This window comes from Pseudomonas sp. (assembly GCF_030696055.1).
GTDB lineage: Bacteria > Pseudomonadota > Gammaproteobacteria > Pseudomonadales > Pseudomonadaceae > Aquipseudomonas.
In genome coordinates, this window is sequence record NZ_JAUYNP010000141.1 from 1 (window position 1) to 16,249 (window position 16,249).

Consider the following 16,249-nt stretch of genomic DNA (forward strand, 5'->3'; position numbering starts at 1 on the left):
CAGGTTGAGGTAGTTGATCAGGCCGAACTCGTTGCGCTTGGCCGCCAGGGACACGTAGTCGACCACGTAGGGCGCATCACCGACGACCTTCAGGTCCTTGTACTTGCCGGACTTGAGCGTGGCGGCGGCCACGGTATTGGTCACCACTGTGGCGTCGATATGGCCCTGGGCCACGGCGAGTATGGTGTCGTTCTGGTTCTGGTAGGCGCGGAAACTGCCGCCGCCCCAGCCCTTGACGTCCTTCTCCAGGGCGATGGCCTCGTAGGTGCCGCTGGTATTGCCCACCGGGCGTCCCTTGAGGTCGGCGTAGCCCTTGATGCCGGTGTCGGCGCGGGTCAGCACGACCATCTGGAAGGCGAAGTAGGGCATGGTCATGCCCACTGTCTTGGCCCGCTCCAGGGTGTCGGAGGTGGAGGCGACTATGACGTCGGCGCGGCCGGACACCAGGGCCGGGATGCGGTCGGGGAAGGGCGTCTCGACCACCTCGGCCTTGACCCCGAGCACGCCGGCCAGGTCGTTGCAGTAATCCACATCGAAGCCGGCCGGCTGGTTCTGCTCGTCACGGAAGCCCATGGGCGGGAAGTCCAGGGTCACGGCGCAACGCAGTTTGCCGGAGCCGATGATGTCATCGAGCTTGTCGGCATGGGCGTTGCTTATCAGGGCGCTACTCAGAAGGGCACAGGCTGCGGCGGAAATAAGCTGGGTTTTCATGGGTATCTCTCTTCTCTCATGCAGTGGGCAGATTAGGAGTGATGCTTGGGTATTACGGATTTCGTATACGATATTAGATATGCAGAGGCCGTGCCATTTCTCGGCTGAGGTCGTGCGCCGCGCCGCAGCCCGCGCGCCAAGGGGCCTCGACCGACTGCGCGGTAGAAGCGGGCGGTTAGAGCCTTGGGTGGCGGGGTGACTACGGTGTTACCTAAGGGAGCAGGCTGTGGCGAGGCTGCACAGTGCGGGTGTGTTTAGCTCTGTAAGGAGCCGCGGTACTGACTGGGCGACAGCCCGGTATGGGCCTTGAACTGGCGGCTAAAGGCGCTGTGGTCGGTGTAGCCGCAGCGCAGGGCGATCTCGGTGATGGCCAGGCCCTCGCCGAGCAGCTGGGTGGCGGCGCCGAGGCGGGCCTTGTGAATCATCTGCCGCGGGCAGAGCTGGAAGATGCGTTTGCAGTGGCGCTCCAGTTGCGCCACCGAGAGGCCGGCGATGGCGGTCAGCTGCTCCAGGCTGATGGGCTGGGCGAAGTGCTGACGGATATGCGCATCCACCGCCGCCACCTTGGGGTAGGCCGGGTGCTGGGCGTTGGCGCTGGGCAAGTCGCAGGACACCCCGGCCATGCCGATGATGGCGCCGTGGGGGTCGTGCAGCGCCAGCTTGTGGGTCAGGCACCAGCCGGGCTGGCGGCCGGGGTAGAGGTGCAGTTCCAGCTGATTGTCGAGGCGGCTGCCGGCGTCGAGCACCTGCCGGTCCTGGGCGGTATAGAGCGGACCCAGGCGGGTGGGGAAGACTTCCTCGGCGGTGTGACCGAGCAGTTGCTGCTTGTCTTTGCAGCCCAGGCGTTGCACCAGGGTCTGGTTGAGCAGCAGGTAGCGGGCCTGGCGATCCTTGATAAAGAACACCACCCCGGCCAGGGCATCCAACAGCGGCTCAATCGGCTGCAGGCTGGCCACCAGGCTGGCGATATCGGCGGCGTTGCTGCTGGGTAGCAGGTGCAGGGGATTGCTGAGGTTGGACATGGGCAGGCTCCACGGTTGCCCGCAGAATAAGGCCTGTTAGTCGATTCGATCCAGCTGCAGCAGGGTCTCGATGCGCGCTGGGCTGAAGGGTGGGCGCGGGGCAGGAGGTTGCCAGCCGAACAGCACCTGGCTGGCGGCGCCGCAGATGCGCCCTTGGCAGGCGCCCATGCCGCAGCGCTGGCCGAGCTTGGCGCTGCTCCAGTCGGCATGGCCGCAGAGGCTGGCATAGGCCACGTCTTCGCAGCGGCACACCAGGGTGTCGGGCGCGGCCAGCTGCTTGAGCGCCGGCCGCAGGGCGAAGGCGCGCTGCAAGGCGTCGGCGAACGACTGCCAGCGTCGGCGTTGTGGCCACAGGCGTTGAGCGGCCTCGCGGGTGCCGACCGCGCTATGCCCGGCGATGGCGCCTTCCACCAGGGCCAGCTCGCTGCCGCCGAAACCGGTGCACTCGCCGGCGGCATAGATGTCCGCCTGACTGCTGGCCTGCCAGGCGTCCACGGCGATGGCGTTGTCCTCGATGCGGCAACCCAGGGCCTGGCCCAGCTGACTATTGGGAATCAGGCCGAAGCCACAGGCCAGGCGTTCGCAGGCAATCTCCAGCACCTTTTTGCCCTGCTGCAGGCGCACCGCTTCCAGACGCTCGCTGCCCAGGGCCGCCAGCACATGGCTGTTGGCGCGGTAACCAGGGTGGGCCAGGGCAAAGGCCTGCAGCAGCTTGCTCGGCCAGCGCGGTAGCTGCGCGGTAAAGGCGGCCACGGCGGGCCACGCTGCCTGCTCGGCAATGCGCAGTACCCGCGCGCCATTGGCTTGGGCGGTGGCGGCGCTGGCCAATAGCAGTGGGCCGCTGCCGGCGATCAGCACGCGCTCGCCGTTCACCGGCATACCGCCCTTGATCAGCGCCTGCAGGCCGCCGGCGCCGGTGACCCCGGGCAGGGTCCAGCCGGGAAAGGGCAGCAGCAACTCGCGGGCACCGGTGCAGAGGATCAGCTTGTGGTAATGGATCACCCGACCCTGCTCGGCATCTTCCACCAGCAACGCCTTGGGGCCGGCCTGGGCGATAACCCGGGTGGCGGACAGCAGTTCGATATTGGCCTGAGCGGCGATGCGCTCGCGATAACGCTTGGCGGCCTGCGGCAGATGCGCCTGGGCGCCGTCGCGCCAGATCTGCCCGCCGGGCAGCGGGTTGTCGTCCAGCAGGGCGATACGCGCACCGCTGGGCGCCGCGGCCAGGGCGGCGGCCATGCCGGCGGGGCCGGCACCTATGATCAGCAGATCGACATGCATCAGTCTGTCTCCACCTGCATGCCGTCACGGCACAGGGTCTGGCAGGCCAGGCGGCGCTGGCCATCGATAAGCACCCGGCATTCCTGGCATACGCCCATGCCGCAGAAGGGCGCGCGGCGTTGGCCGCTGACCGAGGTACGGCTGCAGCCATCGCCGCTGCGGGCCAGGGCGGCGGCCACGCTGGTGCCGTCCGCTACCCGCAGCGGGCGGCCGTCGAGCAGCAGTTCAGGCATGGGCGCGGACTCCGGGAAAGCGTTGCGGCAGGTAGGGTTCAAGCGCCAGTGGTGGCGTCTCGCCGAGCAGCTGGGCCAGCAGCAGGTCAGCGCTGCCAGGGGCGGTGGTCACCCCCAGGCCCTCGTGGCCGACCGCCAGCCACAGGCCGGGCCGTTGCGGGTGCTGGCCGAGCAGCGGCAGGCCGTCCGGGCTGGCGGCGCGCAGGCCGGTCCAGCTGCGGATGGCGTTGAGCCCGGCCAGGCCCGGCATATAGTCGACGGCGCGGCGCAGCATCTTGGCCAGCATCCAGCCTTCCACCTCGGGGCTGTCGCTGCCGAACTGCCGCGAGGCGCCGATAAACAGCTGGCCGGTGGGGCGCGGCTGGATATTGGCGGCCACCGAAGGGCCGCTGGCGTTGTGCGCGCTGCTGACGTAGCCCAGTTCCACCAGGGTATGGCTGATGCGGCCCGGGTAGCGGTCGGTGATCAGCAGGTGGCCCTTTTTCGCCTCGATCGGCAGTTCCGGGCATAGCTCGCGGGCATACACGCCATTGGCCAGGATCAGGGCCTCGGCGCTCAGCCACTGGCCGTCTGCCAGGCGTACGCGCCGGCCGTCGATTTCCACCACAGTGGCCGGGCGCAGTTCGATATGCGGACTCTGCAGCAGCCAGCGCGCCGCATTGGGCGCATAGAGGATGCCGTCGCCGCGCACCTTGAGGCCGCCGTGCAGACCAGTGCGCAGCTCGGGCTCGCAGGCGGCCAGGGCCTGGGCACCGAGCAGCTGGCAGTCCAGGCCGTGCTCGCGCAACAGCTGATACTTGGCCTCGGCCACGGCCATCTCCTCGGCGTTGGCGGCCAGCCACAGGGTGCCGTTCTGCCGGTAGGCGCAGTCCTCCGGCATGTCGCGCGCCCAGTCGCGCCAGCGCTGCACCGAGTATTGGCTGAGGGCCAGCTCCGCCGGGTTGTCGTCCAGCACCAGCAGGTGGCCCATGCCGGCGGCGGTGGCGGCGCGCCGCCCGGCATCCAGCACCAGCACACGCAAGCCGCGTTTGGCCAGCTCATGGGCGCAGGCGGCGCCGACTATGCCGGCGCCTATCACTATCACATCGGCACAGGGCGGCCCGCTCACGGGCGGATGCCCCAGGCGAAGGGGTCGTCGGCCTCGATCAGCAGCTCGGCCTCGGCGCTCAGGTGAGCGCGGCCGCGGATGGTGGGGATGATGCGGCCGTCCTCGGCCCACTGGAAACTGGCCTCGAACTGGCTGCCGATCACACTGGCCTGGCGCCAGATCTGCCCAGGTTGCAGCTGGTCGTCGGCGGCCAGGCAGGCCAGCTTGGCGCTGGTGCCGGTGCCGCAGGGCGAGCGGTCGTAAGCCTTGCCTGGGCAGAGCACAAAGTTGCGGCTGTCGGCTTCGGCGTCATCGGCGAACAGCTCGATATGGTCGATCAGCCCGCTGTCCTCGCCGCGGATGCCCTGGCTTTCCAGGGCTTGCTGCACGGCCACCGAATAGGCGGTGAGGGCGTCCAGATTGTCGCCGGCCACGCGCAGGCGGTGCTCGCCGATCAGGAAGAACCAGTTGCCGCCCCAGGCGATATCGCCGACCACCCGGCCATGCCCCGGCACCTCTAGCGCGACCGCCTGGCGGTAGCGGTAGGCCGGCACGTTGCGCACGCTGACCGAGCGATCCTGATGCAGGGTCGCCTCGACTGTGCCAACTGGCGTCTCGATCTTGTGCACGCCGGGGCCGATGCGCCCCAGGTGAGCCAGGGACACCACCAGGCCGATGGTGCCGTGGCCGCACATACCGAGGTAGCCGCTGTTGTTGAAGAAGATCACCCCGGCGCAGGCTTCGGGGTCCACCGGCGGGCAGAGCAGGGCGCCGACCAGCACGTCGCTGCCGCGCGGCTCCAGCATGCAGCTGGCGCGCCACTGGTCGAAGCGTTCGGCCAGCACTTGCCGGCGTTCGGCCATGCTGCCGTTACCCAGGTCGGGAAAGCCGTCGAGAACCAGGCGGGTCGGTTCGCCGCCGGTGTGCGAGTCAAGAATGCGGATGCGTTGCATCGTGTGGTACTCCCTGAACCACTGAAGAGGCAGCCAGGGTGCCGCCGCCGGGGGCCCGACGGCTTGATGGATTTAACTCAAGCTGATGACGAAATCGGCACAGCTATAGAGCCAAAAGGCGGCGCGGCCGATGCCCGAAGACACGCCGGTAACGACGACAACGGTGGAATTCGACATGGCAATTTCTCTCTATCTGGGTGAGGTGAATGCGGCAGTGGCTGTGCCGGCTTATGCGGGCTGCGCCTCCATGAGTTGGCTATGGCTGACGGGCTTGATCCCGAACCAAATGGCGTACATGGCCGGCAGGAACACCAGGGTCAGTACGGTGCCTGCGAGTGTGCCGCCGATCAGCGTGTAGGCGAGCGTTCCCCAGAACACCGAGTGGGTCAGCGGAATAAAGGCCAGGATCGCCGCCAGCGCGGTGAGAATCACCGGCCTGGCGCGCTGCACGGTGGCCTCGACCACCGCCCTGAGTGGATCCAGGCCTGCCTCTTCGTTGTGGCGGATCTGCCCGATCAGGATCAGCGTGTTGCGCATCAGGATGCCCGACAGGGCAATCAACCCCACCAGCGCGTTGATGCCGAATGGCTGTTGAAACAGGATCAGCGTGGGCACCACACCGATCAGCCCCAGCGGGCTGGTCAGAAAGACCATGACCATCGCAGAAATCGAGCGCACCTGCAGAATGATGATGATCAGCGTGGCTGCCAGCATGATCGGGAACAGCGGCAGCATTGCCACCATCGCCTTGCCCGACTCTTCGATGGAACCCGCCTGCTCAATGCGATAGCCGCTCGGCAGCTTGTCCATGATGGGCTGCAGCTGCTGGCTGATGGCCGTCGACACATCCGGCGGCTGCAGACCCTCGGCGATGTCGCCGCGCACGGTGATCGTCGGCATGCGGTCGCGCCAGCGCATGATCGGCTCTTCCATGCGCACCTCGACCTCGCCGACCTGCGACAACGGGATGCGTTGCCCGTCGGCGCCGGCCAGAGTGAAGTCCATGACCCTGGTCGGATCGAAGCGGATATCCCCAGCCGCACGGGCCATAACCTGTACCGTACGGATGTCCTCGCGCACGGCGGTGATGGGCACGCCACTGAGCAGGAACTGCAGTTGCTGGGCAACGGCACTGGAGGTCAACCCCACGGCCTGCAGGCGATCCTGTTGCAAACTGAAGTGCAGCGTGGGCACACGCGTGCCCCAGTCGGTATTGACCGTGCGCATCAGCGGGCTGGCGTCCATGATCTGCTGCACCTCAGCCGCGATTTCGCGCAGCCTGTCCGGGTTCGGGCCGGTGACCCGGTAGGCAACCGGGAACGGCGAGTACGGGCCGAAAACCAGCTGAGTGACACGCACGCGCGCCTCATTGGCCAGGCCTTCGGCGATCGCTTGGCGCAGCCGATGTTTCAACGCCTCGCGCTCGTCCTGGTTGTCCGTGCGGATAACTATCTTGGCAAACGAAGGATCGGGCAGCTCCGGCCCCATGGCCATAAAGAAGCGCGGCGCGCCCTGGCCGATGTAGGCCGTGACGATCCTGGCTTCCTCCTGCTCGGCCAGCCAGGTCTCCACCTTCTCCGTGGCGGCGCTGGTCTGGGCGATCGAGGTGCCATAGGGCATCTGCACCTCCACCAGCACCTCGGGTCGGTCGGAGATCGGAAAGAACTGCTTCTTGACCAGGCCCATGCCGAGCACCGCCGTCACGAAAAGCCCGACCACCGAGCCGGCGACCAGCCACTTGTATGCAATGACACGGCTCAGTAGCTGACGAAAGCGGTTGTAGCGCGGGGTATCGTAGATCGCCTCATGGCCGCCCTCGACCTTCTTGCCCCCTTCGACTTTTTTGACGGCAGGCAGCAGCTTGACGCCGAAGTAGGGGGTGAACAGCACGGCGACCAGCCAGGACGCGATCAGTGCGATGCCGACGATCCAGAACATATTGCTGGTGTACTCGCCCGCCGTGGAGCGGGCGAAACCGTTGGGCATAAAGCCGACGGCGGTGACCAGGGTGCCGGACAACATCGGCGCAGCGGTATGGCTCCAGGCGTAGGCAGAGGCTTGATTGCGGCTGTAGCCCTCTGCCATCTTCACCACCATCTTCTCGATGGGGATGATGGCGTCGTCCACCAGCAGACCCAATGCCAGAATCAGCGAGCCCAGGGTGATGCGGTCGAAGTTCTTGCCGGTCGCCGCCATCACCACGAAGACCATCGCCAGGGTCAACGGCACGGCCACCGCGACCACCACGCCCACCCGCCAGCCCATGCTGATGAAGCTCACCAGCATGACCACCAGCAGCGCGACGAAGAACTTGATCATGAACTCGTCGACCGAAGCGCTGATATTGATGGCCTGATCCGTAACCTTGGTCAGGCTCATGCCCAGCGGCAGCTCGGCGTTAATTGCACCCACCTCGTCGTTCAGCGCTTTGCCCAGGTCGAGGCCATTCCAGCCTTCGCGCATGACGATGCCCAGTAACAAGGCCGGTTCGCCGCCATTGCGGATCAGGAAGGTCGCCGGGTCTTCATAACCGCGCGTGACCGTGGCGACATCCGACAGCTTCAGCGTGCGGCCTTGCGCCACCACCGGCGTGTCGCGGATCTTCTGCAGCTCATCGAAGGCACCGTCCAGGCGCAGGAACACCTGTGGTCCCTTGGTTTCCACGGAGCCGGCCGGCGTCAGGGCATTCTGGCCATTGAGCGCGGCGAACACTTCCTGCGGGCCAATGCCCAGGGTAGCCAGGCGCTCGTGGGAGAACTCGACGAAGATGCGCTCGGCCTGCTCGCCGATGATGTTGACCTTCTTCACCCCCGGCACATGCAGCAGCCGCTGGCGCAGCACCTCCGCGTCGCGCACCAGCAGACGCTGCGGTTCGCCCTTGGCCTTGAGCGCGAACAGGGCGAAGGTGACGTCGGAGTATTCGTCGTTGAGCAGCGGGCCGATCACGCCGGCCGGCAGCGTCTTCGTCTCGTCGCTGATCTTCTTGCGGGCCTGGTAGAACTCTTCCGGCACTTGCGAGGGCGGGGTGGTGTCGAGCAGCGACAGGGTGGTGAAGGCCAGGCCGGGTCTGGTGTAGGTTTCACTGCGGTCGTACCAGCGCAGTTCCTGCAGGCGTTTTTCGATCTTCTCGGCGACCTGATCCTGCATTTCCTGAGCAGTAGCACCAGGCCAAGCGGTCACGATGGTCATCACCTTGACGGTGAAGGCCGGGTCTTCCGCCCGCCCCAGCTTGAAGAAGGCGATAAGCCCCGCCAGCGAGATCAGGCAGACCAGGAACAGGGTGATGGAGCGCTCGCGTACGGCGAGCGCCGACAGGTTGAATCGACCCTCGCTCATGGGCGGCCTCCTTCGACCGCTGCGACGGTGGCTTGGCCGGCCACCCGTACCTGCCGGCCTTCACGCAGCAGATGCACGCCGAGCGCGACTATCTGCTCGCCTGGCTTGAGCGGCCCAGTGATACGCGCGTGTTCGTCATCCAGGTGCTGCACCACGACCGGCCGCCAGGACACCTGTGCCGGCTCCCCCTGAATGACCCAGACTCCCGGGCCCTTGCCTGCGTCGTACAGGGCACCGATCGGCACCTGCAGGTCGTTTGACGTATGAGCCTGCCCATTGGCTATCTGCAGGGTGATGGTGGTGCCCAGCGGCGCGTTGGCCAGTTCGCCTTCCAGCACATAGCGCGCCTCGAAGGTACGGGTCAGGCGGTCGGCAACATCCGAGAGCTGGCGCAGAGTGGTCGCAACACGGATGTCGTCTCTGCCGAAGAGCGTGGCCTGGGCGGCGGAACCCACCGTAGGGCGCAGGGTTTCCGGCAACTGCACGACCGCCTCCCGTGGCCCGGCATGTGCCAGCCGCACCACGGGCTGGCCGGCACTGACGACCTGGCCGGGCTCGACCAGGGTTTCCATGACGATGCCATCGGCATCGGCCAGCAGCTCGGCATAGCGGGTGGCATTGCGGGCGACCTCGGCCTGGGCCTCGGTCGCGCTGAGCTGCGCTCGGGCCGTATCCGCCGCCGCCTTGTACTGGTCGTAGGCCGACGCCGATACCGCGCCGGTGCCGCGCAAGGCCCGGTAGCGGGCTTCATCATCACTGGCCTGCTGCGCTCGCGCTCGCGCAGCGGCGACCGCTTCGCGCTGCGCATGGGCCGCGAGCTTCAGGTCGACGGGGTCGAGACGCAGCAGCACCTGGCCGCGTTTGACCGCTTGACCGGTATCCACCAGCCGCTGCAGCACCTTGCCGGACACCCGAAAGCCCAGGTCGCTCTGCACCCGAGCGGCGACGGTGCCGGTGAAGGAGCGCGACGTAGAGATGGCCCCCTGCACGCTGGCAACCCGCACCAGCGGCGCGTCAGTACGTGGATCGGAGGGCGCCTGATCGCCGCAGGCGACCAGCGCAAACGGCATCACGCCGATAAGAGTGGACAGAAGGAGGCTGCGCCGACACATGAGGAACCCATCGCGAAGTAATAGGGAGCCTCACTTTGAATCTAGTGACCAATTTAGTCAACAGTCACCATTACTATGGCGACAAACTGCGCAGTATCAGACTGGACAGCAGGAGCGGTGCCTCGTTGGTGTAATCGAGGCCGTGCTGCAGGAGCAGCGGGTTGAGGTAGGGACGCATGACCAGATGGATCGCCATCACTGCTTCATCGAGGGGCGTCTTGCGTTCAAAGTCTCCGCTTTGCCTGCCTTGCTGCAAGATATCCTGGAGCAATTCCTGGATGCGCCCTTCATAGGCGCGCGCCGCCTGCCAGTTCTCGGTCGCCGCCGAAGCGGCGATTTCGAAGAGCTTACGGTCCTGAAAGAACAGGCGCAGGCTCGACTCCACCAGCGCCTTGAACATCCGCCGCAGCTTCTCCGGCGGGCGCTCGGCCTCATCGACGGCGGCCCTAACCTCGGCCTCGATCTGACTCAGGCAGCCCGCGCAGATCATCTCGCCGATGGCCTGCTTGGACTCGAAGAACTTGTAGATATAGGCCTTGGAAAAACCGATGGCCTTGGCCAGATCGGAGACCGTGGTCTTTTCGTAGCCATAGCGGCTGAAGTGTTCGGTAGCCGCGGCCACGATCTGGTCACGCACCTCATGATCCACCGGACCACGAGCTGTAACTTTGGGAGAGGGAGTCTTGTTCATGGGGCATAGCCTACAGAGCAGTCGGTATATGGACAACAAGTGACCATAATGTATTATGGTCACATTTTATTGAGTTCCCGCCCGCCCAGGAAGAAGATGCCCATGCCATCCAAGCACAGCCTCGCCGTACTGATCAGCGCCAGTCTCTCGGCAGGCTGCGTGGTCGGCCCTGACTACAGCCGCCCCGAGCTCTCCATGCCTGAGAACTTCCTGGGCCAGGCAGCAGTGGATCAGCGACATGCTCGCCCCAATGCTGAGCTCATCTCCTGGTGGGCGGGATTTGCCGACCCACAATTGACTCGCCTGGTGACCCTGGCGCTGGAGCAGAACCTCGATCTCGCCCAAGCCGCAGCTCGCGTCGCCCAGGCTCGTGCAGGGTTAGGGGCAGCCAATGCCGCGCTATTGCCCTCCGGCTCGGTCAGCGGCCAAATAGCCAGAGCCTACCAATCGGTTGAAACACCGCTGGGGCAGGTACTGAACTCGACGCCCGGCTTCGACCGCTACGGCAACGCTCATGAGGCCAATCTCGGTGCAAGCTGGGAACTGGACGTCTTCGGCGGCCTGCGGCGTGGGCGCGAAGCAGCGCTGGCCGACTATCAGGCTTCGGCGGCAGGTGCCGCTGCGACCAGACTAGCCGTGGCGGCGCAGACCGCCGATACCTATATCGCCATCCGGGGATTGCAAACCCGCATCGCCGTCGCCCGCCAGCAAGTGCAGACGCAAGAAGAGCTGCTGGCAACGATCAACCTGCTGTACAGCCAGGGGCTGGCTGCCGAGCTGCAGCTGTATCAGGTCGAGGGCGCGCTTGCTCAAGTGCGGGCATCCGTACCCGTGCTTGAAGCGGGCCTGGACGCGGCGCTGAATGCGCTGGACGTGATGCTGGGCACGCCGCCCGGCACGCATCGCTCAGACCTGGCCAAGGCCGCTGCCATCCCGGTTGCCCCGCAAATTGCGGCGGCGGGATCGCCGGGCGAACTGCTAAGACGCCGGCCCGATCTGATGGCGGCGGAGCGTCGCTTGGCCGCCGCAAATGCGCGAATCGGCAGCGCCATCGCCGAGTATTACCCCAAGCTTTCCCTGAACGGCCTGATCGGCAGCGCGACATCGGTGTCCGGGGGCAATCTGTTCAGCAGCGCTGCCAGCCAGGCTGCCGGCGTGCTTGGCCTGCGCTGGCGACTGTTCGATTTCGGCCGTATCGACGCACAGATAGACCTGGCCAAGGGTCAGGAAGCCGAGAGCCTGGCGGCTTATCGGCTGGCCGCCCTGCGGGCCACCGAAGACGTGGAAAACGCCTTCTCGGCCCTGGTCAAGCGCGAGGAGCAGGCGGAATTGCTCGAACAGGGTGTGGATTCGCTCGGTCGTGCGCGGCAAGCGTCCTTCGCTTCCTACCAGCAAGGCGTCGTCAGCCTGATCGAAGTTCTGCAGGCCGACGAAAATCTGCTGCGTGCCTCCGACGCGAAAGCGCAGGCGCAAGCCGAATCGGCACGCGCAGCAGTCGCGGCTTTCAAAGCGTTGGGTGGGGGCTGGGACGCCCCTCAGTCGGTTGCAGCCAAATAAGACAAATGAAGCCGTTGGATCGCAATTCTCCGAAGGAGGTGAGCATATGGGGCCCTCGAGCCACGCAAGGGCTGAAGTCACTCGAGAAAGAATCATAGAGGCGGCATCACATCTGCTACGCAGCACGGTTATTGCGGCGTGTGAATAGACCCTGCTTCCGTAGAGACATCAAAACCTCATATTGCGACCCACTTAGCCCGGTACGGACCGTCCGCTTTTAGCCTTGACTTGAGACCGGCTAATGGGTGTCCCCTTTGGCCGACGAACCCAGCCAAGACTGAATACAATATGTGCCCGATTACCCTGGGCCATGAATATGGCTGCATCGAACAAGGAACTCGCCTCCATGGCCTCCCCAGATAAACAGCAAAAACGCGCCCAGCGGGCCAAAGCCAAGGCCAAGCAGAACCGTTCGGGCAAGTCCAAAGCCAATGTCGCACATCCGGTGCTGGCCAATCCGCTGATCAACGAGCCGTTCGATGATGTCGAAATCGACCTGAGCACCTTCGACTTCAAAGACATCGAAGAGAACGGTTTCGACCCGGCGCAATTCGACGACCTGTTCCAGGCGATGAAATTCGGCGAAGGCATCAGCCTGCTAGCGATGTGCCTGGTGTTCCTGCAATACCCGGTGTTGGAGCTGGTGGTCGCTGAGGAAGCGGAAGACGCGGCCACCGACTTCATGATGGGCCTGCTGATCACCTATCGCGGGATCTTCCACGATGAAGACGAAGACACGGCAGTGGATTGGATCGGCGGCGACGCCTTCCAGAATGCCTACAACGAAGCGTCGATGATCCTGCAGAAGAAGAACGCTCGCGGCACCCCCGGCGCCCACGTTTAGCCGCGCGCCGAGCAGCCACTGTTGGCAAGTCCATCCGGCCGGTGTCCGAACCAGCCGTTAGCAGGCCGTTGAAAAACGTTGGCGAGGCAGCCAGCGCAAGGCAAAAACAGGCGAAAAAGCGGAGTTTACGAGCTGTAAATGAGCATTACTCGCTTCGCTCGCCCTACGGGCCGCGCTAAAGCGCGTTAGCCGCAAGCGGCTTGCTGAGCCTGTTTTTAACGCCGCGATGGCAACGCAGGTAGTTTTTCAACAGCCTGTTAGTAGCCCTTCCACTCCCCGCGTCACAGCCAAGGTCGCCCGCTTGTAATGCGCTCCCCGCTCAGCTCGGCGTCAGCCGGTTGGGCAGATGGGCGTAGAGGGTCTGGCAGACGCCGTTGATATGTTCGGCGATCAAGGTGGCGGCGCGTTCGCCATCGCCGGCGCGGCAGGCGGCGATGATCTCGCGGTGCTCATGGTCGGCGCGCTGTTTGCCTTCGGACAGGCTCATCTGCAGGCGCAGGTAGCGCTCCAGCTTGTCGTGGATGGAGCGGATCAGGTTGAGCAGGAAGGGTCGCTGCGCGGGCTCGTAGAGGCAGGCGTGCAGCTGCCAGTTGAGTTCGGCCCAGCGGCCCACGTCTTCCTCGCCGAGGAAGGCGGTGCAGATCTGCTCGGCCTGGGCGAAGGTCGCTTCGCTCATGTTCGGCACGGCCAGGCGGATCGCCTGCACTTCCAGCAGCACCCGCACCTCGAACATCTGCGCCAGTTCCGGCTCGGAGATGCGCGTGACCACCGCGCCCTTGTTGCGCTGGAACAGCACCAGGCCCTCGGCCTCCAGGCGCTTGAGCGCCTCGCGCACGGGGATCTTGCTGACGTTGAACATGCGCGCGATATCGTCCTGGCGGATGGGTTCGTCTTCGGCAAAATGCCCGGAGACTATGGCCTCGCGCAGGTGGGTGGCGATGACCTCGGAAGCTGTGGGGGTGATGCCGAGGTTGGGGGCGTTGAACTTGGGTAGGGGCACGCTGCTGTACCGGGCTGGTGGGCGAACGGGAATATCATATACGCAATTCCCCTGGGTCATGGCAGCGCGCGCCGCCTCTACTGGGTGCTGGCCGCTTGCGCCGGGGCGACAAAGCGCTCAGCCAGGGCGTTGATCTGGCTGCGCTGGTTGCGCACGAAGGCGAAAAACGCCTGGGCCACCGGCGACAGGTATTTGCCCCGCGGATGCACCAGGCACCAGCTATGCAGCAGCGGCAGCTCGGCCACCGGCAGTTCGCGCAGGGCGCCGCAATCCAGCTCGCGGCGCACCGCGTGGCGCGGCAACAGGGCCAGGCCGAGACCGGCGATCACCCCTTCGCGCTGACCTTCCATCGAGCCGACTTCCAGGCTGTGGGCGAAGTGCGCGCGTTTCTGGTGGCAATACTCTTCGCAGGCCTGGCGCGTGCCCGAGCCGGATTCCCTGATCAGCAGCGGCCAGGCCGTGAGGTCCTGCAGGCTTAATGGGCCTTGGCTGCATAGCGGATGCTCGGGCGGCGCCACGGCGATGATCGGGTTATTCAGGAAGGGCAGAAACTCCAGGCTCATCTCGGGCGGCACCAGCGACATGATCAGCAGGTCGTCGCGGTTGGCGCTCAGGCGCTTGAGCGCCTGGGCATGGTTGACCACCACCAGCTGCAAGTTGACTTCCGGGTATTCGCGGCGAAAAGCGGCGAACAGGTGGGGTACGAAGTACTTGGCGCTGGACTCCACCGCCAGGCTCAGTTGCCCCTGCAGCGAGCCCTGGAGGTCGGCCAGTTGCATGTCCAGGCTCTCCAGGCGACCGAAGATATCCGCGCTGGCGAGCAGCAGGGCTTCGGCCGCGTCGGTCAGGTAGAGCTTCTTGCCGATATAGTCGAACAGCGGCTGGCCGAGCAGCTCTTCCAGCTGGCGAATCTGCAGGCTGACGGCCGGCTGGGTGAGCGACATTTCCTCGGCGGCGCGGCTGTAGGAACGGTTATCGCAAACCAGGCGGAACACCTGGAGTTGGCGAAAGGTCATCCGCAGCAAGGATTTACGCACGCTGGTCACCTGTTTAGGACGGGGCTTAGGTCTGACTATAAGTCTTTGCTAATGGCTAACCCAATAAATATTGATTTTGGTTAATCCATAAGCTGGCGTAGCTTTGCTGCATGACCGCTTTCCTAGGCGCGGTCACACGTCGACCGCCTTGGCTGGTCGCCTGCTCACGTGATCGAGGAAGCTGGCTCGTGATCAAGAAAATCCTGATAGCCAACCGTGGCGAGATTGCCGTGCGAATCGTGCGTGCCTGCGCCGAGATGGGCATACGTTCGGTGGCCGTGTATTCCGATGCCGACCGCCATGCCCTGCACGTCAAACGGGCCGACGAGGCCCACAGCATTGGTGCCGAGCCGTTGGCCGGTTACCTGAACCCGCGCAAGCTGGTCAACCTGGCGGTGGAGACCGGCTGCGATGCGCTACACCCGGGCTACGGCTTCCTCTCGGAAAACGCCGAGCTGGCGGATATCTGCGCCGAGCGCGGCATCAAGTTTATCGGCCCGAGCGCAGAAGTTATTCGCCGTATGGGCGACAAGACCGAGGCGCGCCGCAGCATGATCGCCGCCGGTGTGCCCTGCACCCCCGGCACCGAAGGCAACGTCGCGGATATCGCCGAGGCGTTGCTGGAAGGCGACCGCATCGGCTACCCGGTGATGCTCAAGGCCACCAACGGCGGCGGCGGTCGCGGTATCCGCCGCTGCAACAGCCGCGAGGAGCTGGAGCAGGCCTACCCGCGGGTGATCTCCGAGGCGACCAAGGCTTTCGGCCGCGCCGAGGTGTTCCTCGAGAAATGCATCGTCAATCCCAAGCATATCGAGGCGCAGATACTCGGCGACAGCTTCGGCAACGTGGTGCATCTGTACGAGCGCGACTGCTCGATCCAGCGGCGTAACCAGAAGCTGATCGAGATCGCCCCCAGCCCGCAGCTGACCCCCGAACAGCGCGCCTATATCGGCGACCTGGCGGTGCGCGCGGCCAAGGCGGTGGGCTACGAGAACGCCGGTACCGTGGAGTTCCTGCTGGCCGAGGATGGCGAGCTGTATTTTATGGAGATGAACACCCGGGTGCAGGTGGAACACACCATCACCGAGGAAATCACCGGCATCGACATAGTCCGCGAGCAGATCCGCATCGCCAGCGGCCTGCCGCTGTCGGTCAAGCAGGAAGACATCCAGTACCGCGGCTTCGCCCTGCAGTTCCGCATCAACGCCGAGGACCCGAAGAACAACTTCCTGCCCAGCTTCGGCAAGATCACCCGCTACTACGCCCCGGGCGGCCCCGGGGTGCGCACCGACACGGCGATCTACACCGGCTACACCATTCCGCCCTACTACGACTCGATGTGCCTGAAACTGGTGGTCTGGGCGCTGACCTGGGAAGAGGCGATG

General features: G+C 65.3%; 14 protein-coding genes. 3 read left to right on the forward strand and 11 right to left on the reverse strand.

Going from position 1 to position 16,249, the window contains the following annotated elements; all coding sequences use genetic code 11:
* The 9 genes from Q8Q83_RS08270 to Q8Q83_RS08310 form a co-directional block, all read right to left on the reverse strand.
* Positions 1-711: transporter substrate-binding domain-containing protein (locus tag Q8Q83_RS08270; protein ID WP_305622755.1), on the reverse strand; the 711-nt coding region annotated here is incomplete at its 3' end.
* 254 nt (positions 712-965) lie between these two features.
* Positions 966-1,733: an AraC family transcriptional regulator gene (locus tag Q8Q83_RS08275; RefSeq protein WP_305622757.1), complete on the reverse strand. Its 768-nt coding sequence runs from the start codon at positions 1,731-1,733 to the stop codon at positions 966-968.
* A gap of 36 nt (positions 1,734-1,769) precedes the next feature.
* A complete protein-coding gene (locus Q8Q83_RS08280) occupies positions 1,770-3,014 on the reverse strand; it encodes an FAD/NAD(P)-binding oxidoreductase (protein WP_305622759.1) in 1,245 nt (414 codons plus the stop codon).
* Complete coding sequence (locus Q8Q83_RS08285; RefSeq protein ID WP_305622761.1) at positions 3,014-3,247, reverse strand: (2Fe-2S)-binding protein; 234 nt, start codon at positions 3,245-3,247, stop codon at positions 3,014-3,016. The genes Q8Q83_RS08280 and Q8Q83_RS08285 overlap by 1 nt, the downstream gene beginning before the upstream one ends.
* Positions 3,240-4,355 (reverse strand): FAD-binding oxidoreductase, encoded by a 1,116-nt coding sequence (locus tag Q8Q83_RS08290; protein ID WP_305622763.1) that lies wholly within the window; start codon positions 4,353-4,355, stop codon positions 3,240-3,242. Before Q8Q83_RS08290 ends, Q8Q83_RS08285 begins: the two co-directional genes overlap by 8 nt.
* On the reverse strand, positions 4,352-5,287 hold the full coding sequence (locus Q8Q83_RS08295) for a 4-hydroxyproline epimerase (protein ID WP_305622765.1): 936 nt from the start codon (positions 5,285-5,287) through the stop codon (positions 4,352-4,354). Before Q8Q83_RS08295 ends, Q8Q83_RS08290 begins: the two co-directional genes overlap by 4 nt.
* Positions 5,288-5,515: 228 nt before the next feature.
* Positions 5,516-8,623, reverse strand: coding sequence for an efflux RND transporter permease subunit (locus tag Q8Q83_RS08300; protein WP_305622767.1), 3,108 nt, complete (start codon positions 8,621-8,623; stop codon positions 5,516-5,518).
* A complete protein-coding gene (locus Q8Q83_RS08305; protein ID WP_305622769.1) occupies positions 8,620-9,735 on the reverse strand; it encodes an efflux RND transporter periplasmic adaptor subunit in 1,116 nt (371 codons plus the stop codon). Before Q8Q83_RS08305 ends, Q8Q83_RS08300 begins: the two co-directional genes overlap by 4 nt.
* 73 nt (positions 9,736-9,808) lie before the next feature.
* Positions 9,809-10,426, reverse strand: a complete 618-nt coding sequence (locus Q8Q83_RS08310) for a TetR/AcrR family transcriptional regulator (RefSeq protein WP_305622771.1) — start codon at positions 10,424-10,426, stop codon at positions 9,809-9,811.
* 102 nt (positions 10,427-10,528) lie between these two features.
* Between Q8Q83_RS08310 and Q8Q83_RS08315 the strand changes: the two genes are divergently transcribed.
* Both Q8Q83_RS08315 and Q8Q83_RS08320 read left to right on the forward strand, forming a co-directional pair.
* Positions 10,529-11,983, forward strand: coding sequence for an efflux transporter outer membrane subunit (locus Q8Q83_RS08315; protein WP_305622780.1), 1,455 nt, complete (start codon positions 10,529-10,531; stop codon positions 11,981-11,983).
* A gap of 346 nt (positions 11,984-12,329) precedes the next feature.
* Entirely contained in the window at positions 12,330-12,827 is a 498-nt protein-coding gene (locus tag Q8Q83_RS08320; RefSeq protein WP_305622773.1) for a hypothetical protein, read from the forward strand.
* A gap of 319 nt (positions 12,828-13,146) precedes the next feature.
* On the opposite strand, the gene Q8Q83_RS08325 is transcribed toward Q8Q83_RS08320, so the two are convergent.
* Together Q8Q83_RS08325 and Q8Q83_RS08330 are read right to left on the reverse strand one after the other, a co-directional pair.
* On the reverse strand, positions 13,147-13,827 hold the full coding sequence (locus Q8Q83_RS08325; protein ID WP_305622774.1) for a GntR family transcriptional regulator: 681 nt from the start codon (positions 13,825-13,827) through the stop codon (positions 13,147-13,149).
* A gap of 77 nt (positions 13,828-13,904) precedes the next feature.
* Positions 13,905-14,864, reverse strand: coding sequence for a LysR family transcriptional regulator (locus Q8Q83_RS08330; protein WP_305622776.1), 960 nt, complete (start codon positions 14,862-14,864; stop codon positions 13,905-13,907).
* Between the two features lie 188 nt (positions 14,865-15,052).
* Between Q8Q83_RS08330 and Q8Q83_RS08335 the strand changes: the two genes are divergently transcribed.
* Positions 15,053-16,249 (forward strand): acetyl-CoA carboxylase biotin carboxylase subunit (locus Q8Q83_RS08335; RefSeq protein ID WP_305622778.1); only part of this gene is annotated, 1,197 nt, incomplete at its 3' end.

Excerpts from the sequence above, each read along its gene's own strand:
- Q8Q83_RS08315 (WP_305622780.1), top strand. The coding sequence starts at position 10,529 with ATGCCATCCAAGCACAGCCTCGCCGTACTGATCAGCGCCAGTCTCTCG.
- Q8Q83_RS08320 (WP_305622773.1), top strand. The coding sequence starts at position 12,330 with ATGGCCTCCCCAGATAAACAGCAAAAACGCGCCCAGCGGGCCAAAGCC.
- Q8Q83_RS08295 (WP_305622765.1), bottom strand. The coding sequence starts at position 5,287 with ATGCAACGCATCCGCATTCTTGACTCGCACACCGGCGGCGAACCGACC.
- Q8Q83_RS08300 (WP_305622767.1), bottom strand. The coding sequence starts at position 8,623 with ATGAGCGAGGGTCGATTCAACCTGTCGGCGCTCGCCGTACGCGAGCGC.
- Q8Q83_RS08280 (WP_305622759.1), bottom strand. The coding sequence starts at position 3,014 with ATGCATGTCGATCTGCTGATCATAGGTGCCGGCCCCGCCGGCATGGCC.
- Q8Q83_RS08310 (WP_305622771.1), bottom strand. The coding sequence starts at position 10,426 with ATGAACAAGACTCCCTCTCCCAAAGTTACAGCTCGTGGTCCGGTGGAT.
- Q8Q83_RS08275 (WP_305622757.1), bottom strand. The coding sequence starts at position 1,733 with ATGTCCAACCTCAGCAATCCCCTGCACCTGCTACCCAGCAGCAACGCC.
- Q8Q83_RS08305 (WP_305622769.1), bottom strand. The coding sequence starts at position 9,735 with ATGTGTCGGCGCAGCCTCCTTCTGTCCACTCTTATCGGCGTGATGCCG.
- Q8Q83_RS08285 (WP_305622761.1), bottom strand. The coding sequence starts at position 3,247 with ATGCCTGAACTGCTGCTCGACGGCCGCCCGCTGCGGGTAGCGGACGGC.